An 18,545-nucleotide genomic window follows, 5' to 3' on the forward strand; every position below is an offset into this window, starting at 1 on the left:
CACCCTATCCTATTCTCTGAAGACTCTGATCAAACCAGCAGCAGCGAACCCAATGAAAATACAAGCCACGTTCCGATGATCCACATGCCGACCGTTTTGCGGGGACGCTTCATCATTACCGCGGCGCCGATCACGTACAAGGCCAATCCCCAAATGCCGAAAGGATTCGCTAGCGACAGCAGGTGGTATAATGTGCTCGTTTTATCCGACACCAAGGCAGCCAAACTGAGCGATACCTCGGTCAATGATTGCGCATCCGTAGCAAAAATAATAATTGACGTAATTAGTCCGCCCAGCGTGCCGGGCAGAGCCGCATAGGATACCATCGTGACCAGTTGCATGTACTTGGCCTCGCCCCTGACGATCAGATTCAACAGCATATACAGAAGCGCACCGAGAAAAGTAACGGCTGCAATGCTAATCGGAGACATAACTATCGCGCCGATGGTGGCGCCGGCCACGACGGTGTCGACGGTGGCGGAATCGGCAATGCCGCTTACCTGTAAGCTATCTTTGGCGGTTTGTTCAATCACAGGCATCTGCAGGAAAATCGATGCCAGGGAAATTACGATGAGCAAGATAAAAGGAATAAGCCATGCCGTCTTACTTTTGTCTCTAACCCTCTTGAACGTTTCCTCGGGCGAGACAAAAATAGTAAATAAATTTTTCAAATAAAATCCTCCCTAACTCCCGTTTTTTTCACGCTTCATAAATTATGTATAAAAAAGCTGCTAGTATATATACGCAATGAGAGACATGAAAGATTCAATAAAGTATTGAAAACTTTGCCAAATTCCGAAGATTGCGCTTTTTTGCACATGACAAAAAACCGCCGGAGCCCTTAACTCCAGCGGTTACCGTTAACATGCATAAGTAATTATTAAATTCCCGGAATCGGGCTGCGTTTGTGCTCGGTCTTCCGGTAGAAGGACTCCAGCCGCTTCCGGATTGCGGGATCGACCTCCTTGCCCTCCAGGTAATCGCTATTATCCTCATAGCTGATTCCCAGTTCCTTCTCGTCGCTCTGTCCTTCCCACAGCCCGGCAGTCGGCGCCTTGTCGATAATGCTGCCCGGTACGCCAAGGTAAGCGGCGAGCAGACGAATTTGGCGCTTGTTGAGCGAGCTGAGCGGAGCAATATCGACCGCCCCGTCTCCCCATTTGGTATAGAAACCCGTGATTGCTTCCGAAGCGTGGTCCGTACCGACTACCAGCAAATTGAGTTCGAAAGCCAGCGCATATTGAACGGTCATCCGGGTCCGTGCTTTGACATTGCCTTTCCCCTGATAGCTCATATGCCGGAATTGCCCGATGTTTTTAAGCCCGTATTCCACTTCCAGCGCGATTTCGTCGACCGCTTCCTCGATATTCGTCTCCACGGTATGACTCAATTCGAAAGCTTTGGCAACTTCATAGCTATGCGCGATATCCTCCTGATCCCCGTAAGGCTGAAATACGCCGAGCGTAATATACTCTTGGCCCGACTCCTGCGACAATTCATCGCTTGCCCGCTTGCACAAGCCGGTTGCTACCGCACTGTCGATACCGCCGCTGATCGCAATGAGCAGTCCCGTGGTGCGGGAGCTTTTTACGTATTCCTTCAAAAAATCCACGCGTTTGCGGACTTCCTCTTCCACATCGATTACGGGTTTTACCCTTAATCGGTCAATGATTTCCTGCTGTAAACTCATCCCGTCATCCCTCCGCTCTTTCCGCAGACATATGTAAAACGCCCCGCAAGTCGCTGTGGTTGCCGATTTGCGGGACGCCTGGTCTAATCGTTATGAACTGTCTTCCTGAACGTCTTACCGGCAAAAGCGGTCAAAGGCACTGGTCAGATCGGCAGCGATTTCTTCAGCGGAACGGTCTTCAATTTGATGGCGTTCGATGAAATGAACAAGCTCGCCATCCTTCATCAGCGCAATAGAAGGCGAAGACGGCGGATATGGTGCGAAATATTCGCGGGCCGTTGCCGTTGCTTCCTTATCCTGACCTGCAAATACGGTAAACAGGTGGTCCGGGGTCAAATCATGCTGCAGCGCTTTGGCCACGCCCGGGCGGCATTGTCCGGCTGCGCATCCGCAAACCGAATTCACTACGACCAGCGCCGTTCCCTTCGCGGTTGGCAGCGCTCCTTCCACATCCTCAGGGCTCCGAAGCTCCTGGATTCCCAGAGAGGTCAGTTCATCCCGCATCGGTTGAACCATGTCTCTCATATATTGATCAAACGACATTGACATAGCTGCTTCACTCCTTATAAAACTTATGTTCCGGAAGCGTGATCACACACTTCTTATTAAAACTATATATAATTATACATTCATAAGGAAGGAAAGCAACTTTGTATGAACGTTTCTATGTACCCATGGACAGGTATCGTCCCCTAAAACAAAAGAATTCCGATTAATCGGCAAGCGGCGGCAGGGTGCTGCCGCGAAGGCGCTGAGAAGAAGGAGTTGTTTGAGTAAAAGGAAAGAAGACGGTAAACGTGGTGCCCTTTCCTTCTTCCGAATCAACGCTGATCTTTCCGCTGTGGCGCTCCATAATGCTGAGACATAGCGAAAGACCCAAGCCCGTCCCCTGTGATTTCGTCGTGAAAAACGGTTCAAACAGCCTCTCCTGCTGAGCCGGGGAAATGCCGGCGCCGGTATCCTTAACATACAATTCCACGCCGTCCGTACCGCATTTCGTCTCCAGGATCAGTTGACCCTTTTCATCCATCGCTTCCATCCCGTTACGTCCCAGATTCAGAATCAACTGCTTGATTTCCTTCTGGTTCAACAGCAGCTCCGGCACTTCCTCATCCAGCATGACCTCGATACTTTGACCCCGCAGGTTGGCGTCCGCCCAAAGCAGTGGCGTCAACTCCTTGATGATTTCATGCAAGCTGCACAGTTCCATTTTGACCGACCGGTTCTGTGCCAGGGACAAGAAGTCGTTTATAATGCTGTTGGCGCGGTCCAGTTCCTCCATCACGATCCGGTAATAATGATCCAGGGAAGAAGGACTCTTTTCCCGCATCAATTGCAGAAATCCCCGGACAACCGCCATAGGATTACGAATTTCATGGGTAATTCCCGCAGCCATTTGCCCGACAAGACTTAACCGTTCGATATGGTTCAGTTCCTTGCGGAACGTCTCCAGCTCGGTAATGTCCTGAATAATCAGTACAGCCCCGACCGTTTCGTCGGTGTGGCCTTTTTTGATCGGTGACGTACTGGTAAAATAGATTTGATCCCCGCTTTGGAGCAGTTCGCGGGTTTTCGCATTTCCCTCGAGCGTTTGGGCGGACCGGGAAATTAATACTTCGAACTGGATATTCGTAAGTACGGTATTCAGCTTATGCCTGATGAGATTTTCACGCGTAGCTGTCGGATCGCTCCGGCGATACAGGCGGAGAAACGTTTCGTTGATCGCCATAATATCCCCTTCCCGGTCGAGCAAAATAATGCTGAGCGGAGCGGCGTCGAGGCTCTGTTGCAGCTTTTCGGCTTCGCGGAAATAATTACGGGACAACTGCATAACTTGCAGGCGGAGCTTTTCTTTTTCCAGCGTATGCTCGATCATATAGATGAACAATGCTCCGATCAGCAAAGTAACGAGGATATTGACAACCGCTGCCGCAAGGGAATATAAATCGGTTCGAAGCGTTTCCGTCCCGGTCATGAACGGGGAAGACGTGATCATTAACTCGCCTGCGACAAAAAATACGGAAAGCGTTACAACCTTCCCGTGCCTTGTCGTCACTTTAAAATAATTTGATGCCAGAAGCACCATGGGATACAAAAGCATGCCCGTTTCCAGAATCATTCCGGAAAAAGTGAAGTTTAATGCAAATAAAGGATAAAGGAGCAGTTGAATCAGTGCAAGCGCGATACCGTCGCGCAACCGGCCATATAGCATTAAGGCAAACAGCGGCAAAATACCGTAATTGATAGGGACCTCATCCCATAAACGGGTGGAAAAAATCGAGCACAACAGCATACTTACCGTGCAAGTATACAACAGCCCTACGGAATGTGAATTTTTGCTGGAGCCCCTCTCCTTCGACATCAAATTGGAGGCGCAATTCCCATAGGTCAGCGGGAACAAAAATGCAGGTACGCCAGCGATCAGCATCTGCAGCAGAACTTCTTTTATCTCCCCCACGTTCTCCCTCCTCTGGCGGAAGAATTATTCTATTTCCGATTAAATCATAGGCGACAAAGTTTTACAATATTTCTTGTTTTAGATAAAAGGAACAATGCCTGTTTGTGAAAAAAGTACAAATTGGAAAGGAAGTTTTTATGGAAAATTTTGAGGTTATTGTGATCGGGGGCGGACCGTCGGGCCTGATGGCGGCCATCGCAGCCGCGGAGCAGGGGGCCAGGGTGGCCTTGCTGGATAAAGGGGACAAGCTGGGGCGCAAACTCGGCATCTCCGGAGGCGGACGCTGCAATGTTACGAATGCTAAAGAAATCGATGAATTGATTACCTTTATCCCGGGAGGCGGCCGATTTCTTCACAGTGCCTTCGCTTTGTTCAGCAACCGGGATATCATACACTTTTTCGAAAACCTGGGGATCGCTTTAAAAGAAGAGGACAACGGACGGATGTTTCCGGTATCGGATAAAGCCAAAACCGTCGTTGATGCCTTGGTCGGCAAAGCAAGATCGCTGGGGATTAAGCTTCTGACCCATCATCCCGTCCGGGAGCTTCGTTACGGAGCCGAAGGCGTAAAGGGAGTTACGCTGGCTAACGGAGAAGAGCTTGCGGCAAAATCGATCGTCGTGGCTACCGGCGGGAAGTCCGTACCCCATACGGGGTCAACCGGAGACGGATATCCGTGGGCGGAAGCCGCAGGCCATACGATTACGGAGCTGTTTCCCACCGAGGTCCCGATCATCTCGAAGGAAAAATTTATTGTGGACCGGGAACTTCAAGGACTTTCGCTACGCGATGTAAAGCTGTCTGTCCTTGACCCGAAAGGCAAGACCGTCGTTTCCCACCGGGGGGACATGATCTTCACTCATTTCGGCCTGTCCGGACCGATTGCCCTGCGCTGCAGCGGATTCATTCGCGGAGTCAAAAAAAAGCACGGCGTTTCCCAAGTGACCATGACTATCAACTTGTTTCCCGACCGGTCTTCCGGGGATCTGGAGATATTTCTTCGCAAACTTGCTGCGGACGAGCCCAAAAAGGCACTGAAAAACGTCCTTAAAGGAACGATTCCGGAACGCCTCCTCCCGCTCCTGTTCGAACGAGCCGGACTGCCGGGCGAAACGACATACGAGCATCTACCCAAGGAAGCTTGGCTTGCCTTCGTTGCTGCAGCGCAGAATTTCAGAATTCAGGCGAGCGGCACCCGTCCGTTCGAAGAAGCATTCGTTACGGGCGGCGGCGTCAACCTGAAGGAAATCAACCCGAAGACGATGGGCTCAAAGCTGATGCCCGGCTTATTTTTCTGCGGCGAAGTGCTCGATATCCACGGCTATACCGGCGGCTATAATATTACCGCTGCATTCGCCACAGGCTATACCGCCGGCCATCACGCCGGCAAATCGGCGCTGGGGGATTTATAACCCCCTCCCCCGCCGATATCCTCCCGCGAGCAGCTTCCACATCGGAGCGAGCACTATGGTGATGAGCAAACCGGCCAGGGCCGCAAACAGCGTTCCCCACCAGGTGCGGAGCACGGCTGCCCCGATCACGGCGGTGATCAGAATTACACCCGGATAGAGCAGCATTCTCATTGTCCGGGACGCCGCCCGGTATTCGGTGAACTCCTCCATCGGCAGAATGGACATCAGATCCCGGGTAAAAAAGGCGCGGCGGTGCCCGTTTAACCAGTAGGCTAATAGCGCCAGTACGGCTGCATACACGATGAGATTTACCGGATACGGCGGAAAATAAACCGCCAGACAACCGTATAATACAAACTGGGCGTACAGTTTAAACTCCCCGCCGCGGAAAAACGATTTAAAGGTTGCCTCGGCGATGCGGTCCTCGGGTTTGCTTGAACGGAGCAGGCGGCCGCCTCGGCGGAATATCCAGGGCCGCGCCCGAACGACGGGAGGGCGATCCACGGATCCCGCCAGCAGCAGGCCGGTCAGCAGCGTTTTTTGCCGTTCGTCCTCACGCACTTCGGCATGAAATCTTCCGTTAAGCCGAAGACGGATCCGGCCCAGCAGCCAGGTCAAACCGAGGCAGATGGTGAGCGGAAAGATTGCGGATGCCGGGCGTTCGTTGCCCAGAAGAACCCACACTGTAAAGCCGCTCCCCATTATGCTGAATGCAGCCGATTGAAGCACGGCCGACTTCCAGCCTGATGGCCAGAGGATCGCGATCAAATTCGCTCCGAGCAAGTGGACGGATTTAAAGCCGCAAGTTACGGCAAACAGCAGCAGGATATCAGTCATCCCCATACCGTATACTCTGTTCAGTATCGGGGCGATCAACACGAAGATGGCCCCGATAGTCAAGAAGCTGCTGGCCATTCCGGCCAGCGCGCCTCTTAGCAGGAGCCCCCTTCTCCAGTGCGGGCGCTGTTTCAGAAAAAGCACGTCGGCCGCTTCAATATACAAAACCAACCCGCCAAGCGCGTAAATCAAAAGCAACAGTAGAGCAGGAACCACGGCTAACGGCAATTGCAGCATCCATTCTGGCAGTTCTTCCCTCCACAGACCGAAATAAACCCGCCCCAACAGAAGCAGAGCGGGTATGCCAATATACAGCAGGACGATCCCGTCGAACGTTGAGCGAAGTATGTCAAGCTGTTTCCGGAAGTGATCGAGCCACCTGCGAAAAAATAATCCTCGAACGCTTATGTCTGGTGTAATCCGAATCAAAAAACTCCCCTCCCCGTCGTCATGTCAGCACATCGAAACAGTCGAACAAGGAGGCTTCCGGCAGCCCCGCGGCATACCGGATTTCCTCCAGCGTTCCGCTTGCCGCCACTTTTCCGCCCGACATCAGAATGAAGTCATCGCAAATCCGCTCCGCCGTGTCGAGAACATGCGTACACATCAGCACACCGGCTCCACGGCGCCGCTCCTCTTCCAAAAGCCCGAGAAAATCTTTGGTCGCCCGCGGATCAAGGCCGATAAAAGGCTCGTCCACGATGTAAACGTCCGGTCTAAGAAGAAAACCGATCATCAGCATCATTTTTTGACGCATACCTTTAGAAAATCCCCCCGGCAAATGATTGCGTACCTCGGTCATTCTGAATTTCTCCAACAGCAGACCGCTTTCGCGCTCAAAGTCCCGCTCATCCATCCCGTATACTGCGGCCGCCAGGCTCAAATGCTCCCACAAGGTCAATGTATCGTAAAAAACCGGATGCTCCGGGACATAGGCGTACTTGTCCGAGCTTCCGGCAAACCTGATATCCCCCTTGGTTTCCGGCAGCAATCCGAGAATAGCCTTCAGGGTCGTGCTCTTCCCCGCCCCGTTCGGGCCGATCAGGCCCGTTAATTTACCGGACCTGACTTCGAGGGAAACATGCTCGATTTTCGGCTTTCCGGCTTCGTAGCCGGCTTCTTGGATCTCCACCTGCAGCAATGGTTCTTGAAACGATTCGTTGAACGGTTCTTTCGATATTTCTTTGAATGGTCCTTCAAGTGATTCCATCATTGGCTCTCCCCGCTTATGCCGATAACTTTTCTATAATAATAACCCGATTTTGAACATGCGTACTTTTAATACGCTCAGCGGGTTCCCAAAGTTTCATCCTCAGGCGCTGGCAACCGGCTGTACGGCAGTGGCTGCCTTATCCCGTTTGAGGATCATCGGTTTGAACATCAGGAGCAGCACTCCGATCAACGCCATCAATCCACCGGACAAAACAAAGGCGAATTGCGGCCCGAAAACGGTGACGAGATATCCACCCAATACAGGACCGATGAAGGCTGCCGCGGAAGTTACGCTCGTAACGGTTCCGAATACCCGTCCGGTCAACGCTTCAGGCGTTCGCTGCTGAAGCGCGACCTGAAACGGTATGAACGTCAGTCCGGCACCCAAGCCGGCGACGAAAAATATGATCAGCATTAACGAATAACCCAAACCGTTAAAAGGCCCATGCTGGGCAAAGAACCCGGCTGCGACAAACACGACGCCGAGCATCGTTCCGCCGGCCCCCATTTTCACCAATGGAGAAAGGCCGCGCAGCAGTTGCGAGATCCCTGCTGCCGCAAGCGATCCCACACCGCTGAGCGTGATACACCAGCCAAGCAAATTTTCCGGTATGCCGGGAATTTCACGGAACAGAACAACCGTTTGCGAATCGGCCAGTTGAAGTACGAGCAGCGCCATCGCCAGGGTCAACAAACCGAAAGCGATCATGGGGATTCCTGCAATGATCTTCATGCCTGCCGCTATTTCCGCCCAAAATCCGGACTTGGCAGCGCCACTCTCCTTTTCGCCTTCCGCAGATTCCGCTCCAATTGCCCTTTTGCCCGGAACTCCGAACAAAATGACGGCTGACACAAGAAAGGAAGCCGCATCGATAATAAAGCAGGACGTGACCCCGAAGGCTACGGCCAGCATCCCGCCGATCGCCGGTCCTACGATTTTGGTACCCTGCTCAATCATTGCGCTGTAGGAAACAGCCTTCTCCAAATGTTCATGAGGGACTACTTCCTTGATTTTTCCGTTTTTTGCCGGGGAGAAGAGCACATCGAAAATACTTTTTGCGATCAACAGCACATAGACATGCCAGATCTGCGTCACGAAAACCAAGCCGAGTACGATAAATATTCTGGCTATGTCCGACAGGATCATCAACTTTTTGCGTTCCATGCGGTCGGCAAGCATACCGGCGACCGGTCCGCCAAACAGCATCGGCAGCAGCATGCACAGCATCGCCGTCGTGATTTGCCATGGCGTTGCGTTCCACTTTAAACCGACCATCGTAAGCAGAGCAAGGACATGCAGCCAATCTCCCAAATTTGATACGAGCTGTGATGCCATTAAGGCCAGATAAGGACGGTTTTTCAGCAGCCCTTGTTCCGCCGTTGCCGTTTGTTGCACCATGTTTATCATCCACCTATCCATTAATATCTTATGGATTTATCTTAAATAAACGACCTCCCGCCTCCATCCGCCGATTGTATGATTTATGCGGAGACCTCCGGAATGAATTCCCGCTAGGTCTGCAGACGGAACCCGTTAGTTTTAAAAATTAAATCTGAAAATTGTGATAAATTATATTTTTTTAAAACTTGACGTGTTCTAAGATAACAATGATCCTAACTACTTTAAACATTGTAAAAATATAGAAAAAGGCGGGATGAACATGTTGAAAACCGAAGAACGCGGAACCGATTTGTCGCTACATCTATACCGGGTATTTGCCAAGTCGTTCAAAAGCGTCAACGAGCATGCCGTGACGGGAAGCAAAATACAAGGATTTAATCCTACGGCTTTTGCCGTAATGGAAGTACTTTATTACAAAGGCGCGCAGCCGATTCAGCAAATCGGAGCCAAGCTGCTGCTGCAAAGCGGCAATGTCACTTACGTAATCGACAAACTGGAGACCGCAGGATTCCTGCATCGCACGCCTTGCCCGCGCGACCGCCGGGTCATTTTTGCCGAACTTACTCCAAAGGGCAAAGAATTGATGGACCAGCTGTACCCGGAATTTTCCGACCGGATCGATCATGCGCTCAGCGGCCTGAATGAGGACGAAAAGCAAGTCATGATCGAACTGCTCAAAAAAATGGGACGCGAAGCCGAAAAATTGGCGCCCCTGGCCCGCAAATAAATTATTCAGCCATCTCCGGCTGCAATATGAGCGGACATTTAGGTCTGGCTTCTCCTCGTGGGAATAGATGCATAGCGTGTAGCTCAGGCCTCCCGGTTAGCTGGAAAATATGCAGTTAATTCTGAAATTTTGCGCAGTTGTCCGGCATTAGCTGGAAAATATACAGTTAAATTAGACGTTCGTGTTTGATTGGGGAGTTTTCGGCGAAATTAGATGGAGTTTTTCCAGTTAAATCGGTGGAACGAGGAATTTAGCTATATTTAGCTGGAGGAAATGCAGTTAATTTTGCGTGCGGCAGCGGCAGCCAGTGTGTGTGGTTGGGCCGTACTGTGTACGAACTAATAAACAAAAAACGGCTGATCCGGTTTACTCCGGTCAGGCCGTTTTTTTGTTTGATACTAATGCTAATGCGAAGGATCCATATCTCTTTCCTTGTTATGATTGCGGACATCATGGCGGCGACGGTCATTAACGTCCTGCTGCAATTGCTGTGCCTGATGGCTGTTTACGGGCGATTGCTCCAAATCGTGAACGACATTCCCCAGATTTTTATCCCCGGGAAACTCATTGGCTCTCGTCATACGGCAGTCCTCGCTTTCTCAATCAATTAGGCTTTGTAATCCGATGCAGGGCTTGCGCGCATTCATGGAGATGGCGGACGTAGTCCTCGGTCAGCTCCTGAATTTTATCGCTGCGTTCATTGACGGTTACTCCGTCTCTTTCCACATCGACCAACTGCACGGAAACTTCACGCGCATCCTTATAAGAACACTCAAAATCGAAAGAATAAAACTGGCGCCCCGACGCATTGATATGGATACGGAGTCCTTGCGGATTACCAAGATCGGCTTCAACCTGAACCGAGTCTCCCGGCTCCAGATAGTCCGGCAACTGTTGCTGCCAAGCATGGACGAGCGAGTGTTGATCCAGATTCATGTCCTCATTCATCCTAACACCTCCCCTTTCCCGTTATGGTGTGGAGGAGACGTTTGTTTTATACCTCTTCCGGTTCAGGGGCTTTGCTGCGCAGTCCAAGCGTGGACAGAACGCCAAGAACCGCCAGGATGGCCATGACAAGAAATAAAGTATGCAGGCTGCCGCCGAGCACGTGCTTCAGTTCTCCCCACAATTCTTTGGGAAGCAGATGAACTTTTTCCGGTGAAAGCAGGTTGTTGATGTCATCCTGCGATACCTGCGCCCCTGATGCCGTGCCTTTGGACGTCCGGGATACGATTCCCAGATTGATTAACGCACCGAACACCGTCACGGCGATTGTTTGGCCGATCGATTTCGTGAATGAATTTAGCGCATTGGAAGCCCCGCGCAGATTATAGTTGACGGACGACTGGGCAATAATCGTGAACACGGAAAACGAAAAGCCGAAGCCGAGCCCGTATAGCGCATTAAAAATCAACATCACAACAATCGGCGTGCCTTCATGAATAAACGCCATCCCGCCGGCACCCAGCGCGATAATCAGCATCCCGACCAGCGACGTAAGCCGCGACCCGCGGCTGATAATCCAGCGGGAGCCGATGACCGAACCCAGCATCCAGCTGATCGACATCGGGGCGAGCACCAGGCCGGAAATCGTCGCATTTTTGCCGAGAACCCCTTGAACCCACAAAGGTAAATAGGAAGTAAGCCCGATCAGCAAGGCGCTCGCCAGTAAACTGGCTACATTGGAATATGCGATATCCCGAATGCGGAATAATTTCAATGGAACGAGCGGTTCTTCCGCCCGGTTCTCCACGATAAAGAACAATACAATCGATACGACGGCAAGGACGAGCATCCCGATCAGCAGCGGCGAGCTCCAGGCCAGCTGTTGGCCTCCTGTAGCCAAACTGAATAACAGGGCGGTTACACCGACCGTAAAGGTCACCGCTCCGGCGACGTCGATTTTCACTTTACGCTTCTGGATGTCTTCCTTTAAGTATTTAATGACAAAGATAAGCGACAACAAGCCAAACGGCACATTAAACCCGAATACCCACCGCCAATTGAGCGAATCCACGAAATATCCGCCCAGCAACGGGCCGACCAACGAGGATATCCCCCAGACCGAGCTGATCCATCCCTGAACCTTCGCCCGTTCTTCGATCGAATATATATCACCGATGATCGTAAACGTGACCGGGGTCAATGCACCCGCGCCGATCCCCTGGATCGCCCGGAACAGGATCAACTGCTCCATACTCTGCGCAAGCCCGGACAGAAGCGATCCCGCCAAAAACAGAACCGATCCGATAACGAACACCGGTTTTCTCCCGTACAAGTCGCTGATTTTGCCAAAAATCGGCGTCGTGACGGCCATCGCTAACAAATAGGCCGTAAATACCCAGCTCAGCAGCTCAACCCCGCCCAAGTCCCCTACGATTCTCGGCCCGGCAGGGCCGATTACCGTTCCTTCAATCGCGGCGAGGAACGTGGAAAGCAGTAACCCGATCAAAATATAATTTCTTTTTAAAGCCGTACCCAAAATGATGACTTCCTTTCTCTCCCCAAACGGACATTCACAAGTTTACTATTATATAGGAAGCCCATTGAAAAAGAAAGACACCAAGTCACTGAGCTTAGCTCAGCGCCTGCTGTCCTCCTCATACCTATTCTTCCCGTAACCGACCGCTATCGAGCGTCCAGATTCTGGCGCTCTCCCCGGAAAAAAATTCAGGCTCATGTGTAATCATCATCAGCGCTGCCCCGTCCGCAACCGCCTTGCGGCAAAGCTCCGAAAGCACCTTTGCTCCTGCATAATCCGTACCTGCCGTCGGTTCATCCAGCAGGATCAACTTCTTCCCCGACATAAAACACGCCGCAACGCTCAAGAGGCGTTTCTCTCCCCCGCTTAGCAGATAAGGAGACATTTGCTCCCGGCCTTCCAGTCCGACCAGCCGCAGCATATCCCGGGCTTGCCGAAGAACGGGTTCCGGCGTGTTCTGGCCAGATCGCAGCCTCAAAGCGCTGCGCGGCCCGTAAAGCAGCTCGTCCATCACGGTCGAAGACACGAATTGCCGTTCCGGGTGCTGAAATACGTAGCCGATGTCGGCTGCCAGTTCGTACAGCGAGAGCCGCGAAACATCGCGTCCCCTCCAGTAGATGCATTCCGGGGGTGACTGCAGTAATCCCAGGATAAGCCGGGAGAGCGTCGTTTTGCCTGAGCCGTTTTCACCCCGCAAAATATGCCATTCGCCTTCGTGAATCAGCATATGGATGTTCTGCAGCACGGCGGTCGGTTCCACCGCTTGAACCGGCCTCCCGCTCCTTTGCCGCCGGGATTTTGACCCGTAGGCAAAGGAAAGCCCGGCGATCTCCAGCAGCGGAGCGGATGCCGGTTTAAGCCCGGCCATACTAACGGCCGCGCCCTGGACGGCGGTATCGGAGCGGCCCGGCTGGATCGCCTCCGCGGCCCCCTGGGGCGCTTCGCCGGATGCCGGGGCCGCGGGCGGCCGGCCTGTGGCGTCGCCCGGCGACGCCGGCAGCAGCCCCAGGCTGCCCAGCAGCGGGCGCCGCTCGCGCAGCAGCTGCGCCGCCGGCCCGTCCGCTGCGACGCGGCCGGCGTCCAGCACGACCAGCCGCTGCGCGGCCAGGGCGAGCTCGTCGAGCCGCCCCTTTACTGTCACCAGCGTCTGGCCACGCTGGTGAAGCTGGCGCAGCAGCGCCAGCAGACGCCGCCGGGCCGCGGCGTCCAGACTTGCCGCCGCCTCGTCGAGCACGAGGATCGGCGGCTCCAGCGCCAGCACGGACGCAATCGCCGTCCGCTGGCGCCCTCCGCCGGACAGCTTGTTCACGCTGTCCCGGCGGCGCCCCTGCAGATCCACATCCTGCAGGGCCGCAGTTACCCGCCCCTCGATAACCTCGGGCGGATAGCAAAGATTTTCCGGGCCGAAAGCTACTTCGTCCTCTACTCGCCCTTGTACAAGCTGCGCGTCCGGGTCCTGAAAAACAATGCCGATCAAGCCCGCCATGTCCGCGATTTCCGCCGTAGCCGGATCGAGTCCGCTCACCGTCGACTCGCCTGTCCGGATCCCCCCTCCCGCACGCGGCAAATATCCGCTAAGCAGCCCGGCCAAAGTCGACTTTCCGCAGCCGCTTGGCCCGGTGACGGTCACCCACTCTCCCGCATTAATGGTAAGCGAAACTCCATCAATGATCGGACGGGCTCCGGATTCATAGGCATAAGTCACGTTCTGCATTTCAATTGCCGGGATTCCACCGTCCGGCTGCTCCGGTTCGGAAGAAGAAATCCAAGGATCCGCCATCTAGCCTTCCGCCCCCTGCTTCACGGCGAAGCGACGCAACAGACCGCTGCGTGCCAGCGTGTCGCCAAGCAGCTTGGACAGCATCCCGCACAACAGAATCCCGCTCAAAATGCGGACAACCAGCGCAATCAACAGGATGTCGGTTCCCCATTTCGTATAACCGAACATCCGGGCAGCGAAGAAAAACCAAATCGGCACCAGGGCTCCACCGGTAAACAGCATTACGGTCATGTTCCATTTTCTGTACCGGAAAAAGGCGAATACCGCTTCGGCAACGACCATATAACAGGCCGCAGCCACAAAGCAGGAAGCAATCCCGTATGCCGAACCCATAAAAGCCTGAACCACCGCTCCTATCCCATAGGTGATCACCGCCGTACCCGGTTTACGGATAATATAACAGGCAAGCAATCCGTAGATCATGTACAATCCCGTCACCGTAGAGGTTGCAATCGGTCCTCCCAAGCCGTTCAGCGCCTGATTTAACGGCGATAGATAGACCGTCATTACGGCGTTGGCGGCAGCCAGCATCGCCATCAGCACGATATCCAGGGTGGTAAAAGCCTTAAAAGGAAAAATCCTCTTTTTCACTCGATCATTCATGTTCACAGGTTTCGTCATCCTCTCGGTCTAATTGTTAACCATGTTTTAAAATATAGGTTGACAATTAGAATTCGTCAAGACCCTTTTTGGGGAGGGCCCTCACAACAACCATATTCCGGCCACGGCTGCAATGCTCAGAATCATGAGGATGTATCCACCGGCAGTAACCCTGACCTCGCGTAAAAAGGTGCGTCTGCCATAAGCCCCGAAGCCTTTGCTCTCCATAGAACCAGCGGTTTGCTCCACGCGGCGGATCGCCCCCGCGAATACCGCAACCAGATTTCCGCGCCAGATCGCCAGCCATTCCCTTAACCCCCGGGGTTTGCGGCCGAACCTGATTTTCCGGGCCTCTGCGGCATTCCTACCTTCGTCTTCCAAAAGCGGAAGAAACGTCAGCGCCATCGATACGCCAAATACGATCCGGTACGGCAGTTTCAGCCGGGTCGTCATCATCACCACAAAATCCTGCGGATCCGTCGTTTCGATATAAATCAGCGATGACAAAAACATACAGAACATCCGGAGCGTAATCGCAGCCGCATAAAGCAGCGCATCCCGCGACATCCGCAGACCGCCCCATTCCATGTACACCTCGCCTGCAGGCGAGGTTAGCGCCGTAAGCAAGAATAAAGGCAGCCCGAAAGCCGCGATGAACATCATCCGCGAGGAAAACCTGCCCCAGGACATTCCCGCCCCGAATATGGCGGTAGCCGTAAGCAGAAGCAGCATAATGCAGAGCGGAACGGGCGTATCCCAGTGCATCGCCAACACCGCTATGCTGAATACAGCAATCAGCTTACTGAGCGGGTCCAGCGCTTGCAAGGGATATCGGCTTCTTCTCATGTGATATCCCATCCCCTCTTTCGCGGCATGCCGTATTCCTTTTTAAGCAAAGAATACATCAACAGGTCAACGAAACCTTCTTCCGTCTTCTGATAATCGCGCAGCAGTCCTTCTTCCCGAAAACCGAATGCCTGAAGCAGCGCCTTGGATGCCGCATTCCTCGGATCGACCAGCGCCTCAATCCGGTTAAGCCCCATCGTTTCATATCCATAGGGAAGCACCATGCGCAAGGTTTCCGACATATACCCATGACCCCAAAATTCACGTCCAAGATCGTAACCGATCTCGCCGCGGTAAGCGCCCGCAAGCTCCCAAACGTTAAAGCCGCAACTCCCGATCAGTTTGCCTGATTCCTTCAACTCAATGCCCCAACGTAAAGTATCCTCGCTCTCCGCAAGCCCATTGAGCAAATTGATCATCTCGAGAGTATCCCGGACGGAAGCAAACGGCGGCATATTCATGTACCGAACCACCTCGGGATCGCTCCAGAACCGGTACAACTCACGCGCATCCTCCGTCTCCATTCGCCGCAGCAGCAGCCTTTCGCTTTCCAAAGTCGGAATTTCACCGCCGCACTTATACATCGGTCTCCCCCTGACGTCCGTTCTTTCTTCATTCCGTGCCCTATTCACTTATATAATCACAAAGCCTGTAAGCCGTCAAAGATCGATGTGCAGGAAAAATCGGCTACCGCGATTTTAGCGCCCGCCTTTCGGTGATACTATTTAGAGAGATAAAAAACAGAAATGAGTGGACTGGAAAAGGAGGATCCTACTTATGATGTACTCCATGATTATTATCGCGATCACGGTGACGCTACCTCTTGCGGTAAGCGGGATGACAAGGTTTGCCTTTCGCCAGATTACCCAGATGAAGCTGCAGACGTACGAGAAGATCTTCGAGTACTTGGAATCTACGGGCGTTTATTCCCGGCAGCGTTTCAACAGCCTGGAGAAAAAAGAAGTGCAAACTAAATCAAAAGATGGATTAACGCTAAGCGGTTATGCTCTGGAAACCCATCCCGGGGAGAATAAGTGGATGATTATCGTCCATGGTTATACCGTATCCCTGCATGTCTCCGCCCAGTATATCGATATGTTTGACCGTGAAGGATTTAATATGCTGTTAATCGACCAACGGAGACACGGAAACAGCCAAGGCTTATATACCACCTACGGCTTCCATGAAAAATTCGATGTGGAGACATGGGTCAATTGGATTTTGAACCATTACGGGGAGGAATGCGTTATCGGTCTGCACGGACAATCGTTAGGCGGGGGAACTGTGCTGGAGTACCTTGCAATTGCGGATCATCATGTCAAATTCGTCATCGCGGACTGCCCGTACTCCGATCTAATGACTTTAATGCATCACCAGATGCGCGTGCTCAATAAGATTCCAACCTTCCCGTTATTAAGGTTAGTCAACCGGCGGATGGAGCGCGTAGCGGGATTCAAAATGGAGCAGGTCAGTCCGCTCAAAGCCGTGGAACACAGCAAGATGCCAGTCCTGTTCGTCCATGGAACCGACGATAATTATGTTCCGACCTATATGAGCAAGGAGTTATATGAGCGGAAGCCGGAGCCCAAGCAGCTTCTGCTGGTGGAAGGGGCTGTTCATGCCAATGCCTATAGCGTGGATCGCAAACGTTATGCCGAGGAAGTTCATGCCTTGATTCAGAGCGCGTTGGAAACGCAAGCCTATCAAGCAGACGCCGAGCCGATGTACGGCAGTTCCAACACAGCCGCGGCTACAGCTACAGCTACGTAGATTCGCTTATCTGCCAAGCATTTGATTCTGTGCCATTACAATATATTGATCCAATCGCTGGCTCAATTCTACCACCGTATCGCTGTTGAAATTGTCGTGTTCCGCCGCTATCACTAGTTCGGACCGCAAAAGCTCAATCATTTCCTTCAATTCGCCGCTAACTTTCGGGCGTCCCTGGTTCCGATTGAAGTTTTTGAAGGAGGGATAAGCCATTCAATTCACCTTCTTTTTCTTCTTACTGCCCATTGTAGCGCATGATGCCAAAAAACATATTTTGCAAATTTTAAAAAATTTATCACTCTTTGTCGGTGAGTGTAAAAAACCGCCCGGATTTTGTCCGGGCGGTTTTTTGACGAATATGGCGCATTAGGCCGACCCTGCTTTGTTCTTGCTGTCGTTAGCAGGCTGAGTTACCGTTTCGCAAAGCTTCCCAAGCACCGCACGAATTTCTTTTATTTCTTCCATCCCGGCGCCGGTCATCGAATATACATCGTCATGAGAAGTGAGAAAATTGTCTTCCGTTAAGCGTTCCAGCTCCTGCTTTACTTCGCGTTCTCCCACCTTATACCCTTGTGCCTCCAAAAGCGGCAGCGTATCGCTGACGGTAAGATCCTCGCGTGTAGCCTGATGGAGCATATGAATTCGTATGAACAGATTTTGCACGTCGGCGCGCATGGTGTTATCCCCTTTCCGGCGTTAAATCATTCCAGTTTTAAATTACCCGTCGGAAAGTAGGCGGAAACAGCGCATATTCAGTATAATAAGTTGTACATACAAAGGAGGAATGCCAGCTATGTTTCATGCCGGTGATCTTACAGGTTCCCGTGAGGAGCAGCAAAATAACGTTTTGTCCCAGCTGCAAGCGCTCATTGAGGGGGAACGAAGCACAGCCGCCAATCTGGCCAACGCTTCCGCACTCCTTCATTTCTTTTTAAAAGACATCAACTGGGTCGGTTTTTATTTATTTGACGGGGCCGAATTGGTGCTTGGCCCGTTCCAGGGGCTTCCCGCCTGTATCCGAATTCCGCTTGGAAAGGGAGTCTGCGGAACGAGCGCGGAGCAACGGAAAACGCTGCGCATCGAAGACGTCCATGACTTTCCGGGGCATATTGCCTGCGACGCGGCTTCGAACAGCGAAATCGTCGTTCCGATCGTTAAAGAAGGCCAGCTTCTGGGCGTACTGGATATCGACAGCCCGCTTAAAGGCCGCTTTGACGAACTGGATCAGGCCTTCCTGGAACGCTTTGTCGGGTTGCTGACGGATAAGTTAGAGCTTCCGCTCTCGCTATTCTAATTCTAAGTCGAATCGCGCATTGTCTATGTCAGGTC

The 18,545-nt window shown here is 52.6% G+C and carries 20 protein-coding genes; 4 read left to right on the forward strand and 16 right to left on the reverse strand.

Features of this window, described 5'->3' with window-relative positions; translation table 11 throughout:
• Positions 1-29: 29 nt before the first annotated feature.
• The 4 genes from ACLB09_RS15965 to ACLB09_RS15980 form a co-directional block, all read right to left on the reverse strand.
• Entirely contained in the window at positions 30-671 is a 642-nt protein-coding gene (locus ACLB09_RS15965) for a YIP1 family protein (protein ID WP_410770851.1), read from the reverse strand.
• A 209-nt stretch (positions 672-880) separates the two neighbouring features.
• A complete protein-coding gene (gene nadE / locus ACLB09_RS15970; protein ID WP_410770852.1) occupies positions 881-1,690 on the reverse strand; it encodes an ammonia-dependent NAD(+) synthetase in 810 nt (269 codons plus the stop codon).
• A 114-nt stretch (positions 1,691-1,804) separates the two neighbouring features.
• Positions 1,805-2,239: a BrxA/BrxB family bacilliredoxin gene (locus ACLB09_RS15975; protein ID WP_410770853.1), complete on the reverse strand. Its 435-nt coding sequence runs from the start codon at positions 2,237-2,239 to the stop codon at positions 1,805-1,807.
• A 163-nt stretch (positions 2,240-2,402) separates the two neighbouring features.
• Complete coding sequence (locus tag ACLB09_RS15980; protein ID WP_410770854.1) at positions 2,403-4,148, reverse strand: two-component system sensor histidine kinase NtrB; 1,746 nt, start codon at positions 4,146-4,148, stop codon at positions 2,403-2,405.
• A gap of 137 nt (positions 4,149-4,285) precedes the next feature.
• Between ACLB09_RS15980 and ACLB09_RS15985 the strand changes: the two genes are divergently transcribed.
• Positions 4,286-5,560 (forward strand): BaiN/RdsA family NAD(P)/FAD-dependent oxidoreductase, encoded by a 1,275-nt coding sequence (locus ACLB09_RS15985; protein WP_410770855.1) that lies wholly within the window; start codon positions 4,286-4,288, stop codon positions 5,558-5,560.
• Here the strand turns inward: ACLB09_RS15985 and ACLB09_RS15990 are convergent.
• The 3 genes from ACLB09_RS15990 to ACLB09_RS16000 form a co-directional block, all read right to left on the reverse strand.
• On the reverse strand, positions 5,555-6,826 hold the full coding sequence (locus tag ACLB09_RS15990; protein ID WP_410770856.1) for an ABC transporter permease: 1,272 nt from the start codon (positions 6,824-6,826) through the stop codon (positions 5,555-5,557). The genes ACLB09_RS15985 and ACLB09_RS15990 overlap by 6 nt on opposite strands.
• Before the next feature lie 19 nt (positions 6,827-6,845).
• Positions 6,846-7,607 carry an ABC transporter ATP-binding protein gene (locus tag ACLB09_RS15995; RefSeq protein ID WP_410770857.1) on the reverse strand — a complete coding sequence of 254 codons (762 nt, stop codon included), beginning with the start codon at positions 7,605-7,607 and terminating at the stop codon, positions 6,846-6,848.
• Positions 7,608-7,709: 102 nt separating this feature from the next.
• Positions 7,710-9,008 (reverse strand): MFS transporter, encoded by a 1,299-nt coding sequence (locus ACLB09_RS16000; RefSeq protein ID WP_410770858.1) that lies wholly within the window; start codon positions 9,006-9,008, stop codon positions 7,710-7,712.
• A gap of 262 nt (positions 9,009-9,270) precedes the next feature.
• On the opposite strand from ACLB09_RS16000, the gene ACLB09_RS16005 reads away from it, so the two are divergent.
• Complete coding sequence (locus tag ACLB09_RS16005; protein ID WP_410770859.1) at positions 9,271-9,738, forward strand: MarR family winged helix-turn-helix transcriptional regulator; 468 nt, start codon at positions 9,271-9,273, stop codon at positions 9,736-9,738.
• A 404-nt stretch (positions 9,739-10,142) separates the two neighbouring features.
• On the opposite strand, the gene ACLB09_RS16010 is transcribed toward ACLB09_RS16005, so the two are convergent.
• From ACLB09_RS16010 to ACLB09_RS16040, 7 genes are all read right to left on the reverse strand, one after another.
• Positions 10,143-10,319 (reverse strand): hypothetical protein, encoded by a 177-nt coding sequence (locus tag ACLB09_RS16010; protein ID WP_410770860.1) that lies wholly within the window; start codon positions 10,317-10,319, stop codon positions 10,143-10,145.
• Positions 10,320-10,341: 22 nt separating this feature from the next.
• A complete protein-coding gene (locus ACLB09_RS16015) occupies positions 10,342-10,686 on the reverse strand; it encodes a hypothetical protein (protein ID WP_410770861.1) in 345 nt (114 codons plus the stop codon).
• Between the two features lie 46 nt (positions 10,687-10,732).
• A complete protein-coding gene (locus tag ACLB09_RS16020; RefSeq protein WP_410770862.1) occupies positions 10,733-12,220 on the reverse strand; it encodes an MDR family MFS transporter in 1,488 nt (495 codons plus the stop codon).
• A gap of 124 nt (positions 12,221-12,344) precedes the next feature.
• The gene (locus ACLB09_RS16025) at positions 12,345-14,000 is read right to left on the reverse strand and encodes an ABC transporter ATP-binding protein (RefSeq protein ID WP_410770863.1); all 1,656 of its coding nucleotides are present in this window, start codon (positions 13,998-14,000) and stop codon (positions 12,345-12,347) included.
• On the reverse strand, positions 14,001-14,603 hold the full coding sequence (locus ACLB09_RS16030) for an ECF transporter S component (protein WP_410771395.1): 603 nt from the start codon (positions 14,601-14,603) through the stop codon (positions 14,001-14,003).
• 99 nt (positions 14,604-14,702) lie between these two features.
• Positions 14,703-15,446, reverse strand: a complete 744-nt coding sequence (locus tag ACLB09_RS16035) for an energy-coupling factor transporter transmembrane component T family protein (protein WP_410770864.1) — start codon at positions 15,444-15,446, stop codon at positions 14,703-14,705.
• Positions 15,443-16,030, reverse strand: coding sequence for a GNAT family N-acetyltransferase (locus ACLB09_RS16040; RefSeq protein ID WP_410770865.1), 588 nt, complete (start codon positions 16,028-16,030; stop codon positions 15,443-15,445). Before ACLB09_RS16040 ends, ACLB09_RS16035 begins: the two co-directional genes overlap by 4 nt.
• Before the next feature lie 193 nt (positions 16,031-16,223).
• Here ACLB09_RS16040 and ACLB09_RS16045 point away from each other — a divergent pair, with 193 nt between their 5' ends.
• A complete protein-coding gene (locus ACLB09_RS16045; RefSeq protein ID WP_410770866.1) occupies positions 16,224-17,216 on the forward strand; it encodes an alpha/beta hydrolase in 993 nt (330 codons plus the stop codon).
• A 6-nt stretch (positions 17,217-17,222) separates the two neighbouring features.
• Here the strand turns inward: ACLB09_RS16045 and ACLB09_RS16050 are convergent, their stop codons facing one another.
• Both ACLB09_RS16050 and ACLB09_RS16055 read right to left on the reverse strand, forming a co-directional pair.
• Positions 17,223-17,429, reverse strand: a complete 207-nt coding sequence (locus ACLB09_RS16050) for an aspartyl-phosphate phosphatase Spo0E family protein (protein ID WP_410770867.1) — start codon at positions 17,427-17,429, stop codon at positions 17,223-17,225.
• 153 nt (positions 17,430-17,582) lie between these two features.
• The gene (locus ACLB09_RS16055) at positions 17,583-17,891 is read right to left on the reverse strand and encodes a hypothetical protein (protein WP_410770868.1); all 309 of its coding nucleotides are present in this window, start codon (positions 17,889-17,891) and stop codon (positions 17,583-17,585) included.
• Positions 17,892-18,009: 118 nt separating this feature from the next.
• Here ACLB09_RS16055 and ACLB09_RS16060 point away from each other — a divergent pair, with 118 nt between their 5' ends.
• Positions 18,010-18,510: a GAF domain-containing protein gene (locus ACLB09_RS16060; protein WP_410770869.1), complete on the forward strand. Its 501-nt coding sequence runs from the start codon at positions 18,010-18,012 to the stop codon at positions 18,508-18,510.
• Positions 18,511-18,545 lie beyond the last annotated feature (35 nt).

The organism is Fontibacillus forbon (assembly GCF_046559655.1).
Lineage (GTDB): Bacteria > Bacillota > Bacilli > Paenibacillales > Paenibacillaceae > Fontibacillus.

Excerpts from the sequence above, each read along its gene's own strand:
- nadE (WP_410770852.1), bottom strand. The coding sequence starts at position 1,690 with ATGAGTTTACAGCAGGAAATCATTGACCGATTAAGGGTAAAACCCGTA.
- ACLB09_RS15975 (WP_410770853.1), bottom strand. The coding sequence starts at position 2,239 with ATGTCAATGTCGTTTGATCAATATATGAGAGACATGGTTCAACCGATG.
- ACLB09_RS15985 (WP_410770855.1), top strand. The coding sequence starts at position 4,286 with ATGGAAAATTTTGAGGTTATTGTGATCGGGGGCGGACCGTCGGGCCTG.
- ACLB09_RS15995 (WP_410770857.1), bottom strand. The coding sequence starts at position 7,607 with ATGGAATCACTTGAAGGACCATTCAAAGAAATATCGAAAGAACCGTTC.
- ACLB09_RS16000 (WP_410770858.1), bottom strand. The coding sequence starts at position 9,008 with ATGGTGCAACAAACGGCAACGGCGGAACAAGGGCTGCTGAAAAACCGT.
- ACLB09_RS16005 (WP_410770859.1), top strand. The coding sequence starts at position 9,271 with ATGTTGAAAACCGAAGAACGCGGAACCGATTTGTCGCTACATCTATAC.
- ACLB09_RS16010 (WP_410770860.1), bottom strand. The coding sequence starts at position 10,319 with ATGACGAGAGCCAATGAGTTTCCCGGGGATAAAAATCTGGGGAATGTC.
- ACLB09_RS16015 (WP_410770861.1), bottom strand. The coding sequence starts at position 10,686 with ATGAATGAGGACATGAATCTGGATCAACACTCGCTCGTCCATGCTTGG.
- ACLB09_RS16025 (WP_410770863.1), bottom strand. The coding sequence starts at position 14,000 with ATGGCGGATCCTTGGATTTCTTCTTCCGAACCGGAGCAGCCGGACGGT.
- ACLB09_RS16030 (WP_410771395.1), bottom strand. The coding sequence starts at position 14,603 with ATGAATGATCGAGTGAAAAAGAGGATTTTTCCTTTTAAGGCTTTTACC.
- ACLB09_RS16035 (WP_410770864.1), bottom strand. The coding sequence starts at position 15,446 with ATGAGAAGAAGCCGATATCCCTTGCAAGCGCTGGACCCGCTCAGTAAG.
- ACLB09_RS16040 (WP_410770865.1), bottom strand. The coding sequence starts at position 16,030 with ATGTATAAGTGCGGCGGTGAAATTCCGACTTTGGAAAGCGAAAGGCTG.
- ACLB09_RS16045 (WP_410770866.1), top strand. The coding sequence starts at position 16,224 with ATGATGTACTCCATGATTATTATCGCGATCACGGTGACGCTACCTCTT.
- ACLB09_RS16050 (WP_410770867.1), bottom strand. The coding sequence starts at position 17,429 with ATGGCTTATCCCTCCTTCAAAAACTTCAATCGGAACCAGGGACGCCCG.
- ACLB09_RS16055 (WP_410770868.1), bottom strand. The coding sequence starts at position 17,891 with ATGCGCGCCGACGTGCAAAATCTGTTCATACGAATTCATATGCTCCAT.
- ACLB09_RS16060 (WP_410770869.1), top strand. The coding sequence starts at position 18,010 with ATGTTTCATGCCGGTGATCTTACAGGTTCCCGTGAGGAGCAGCAAAAT.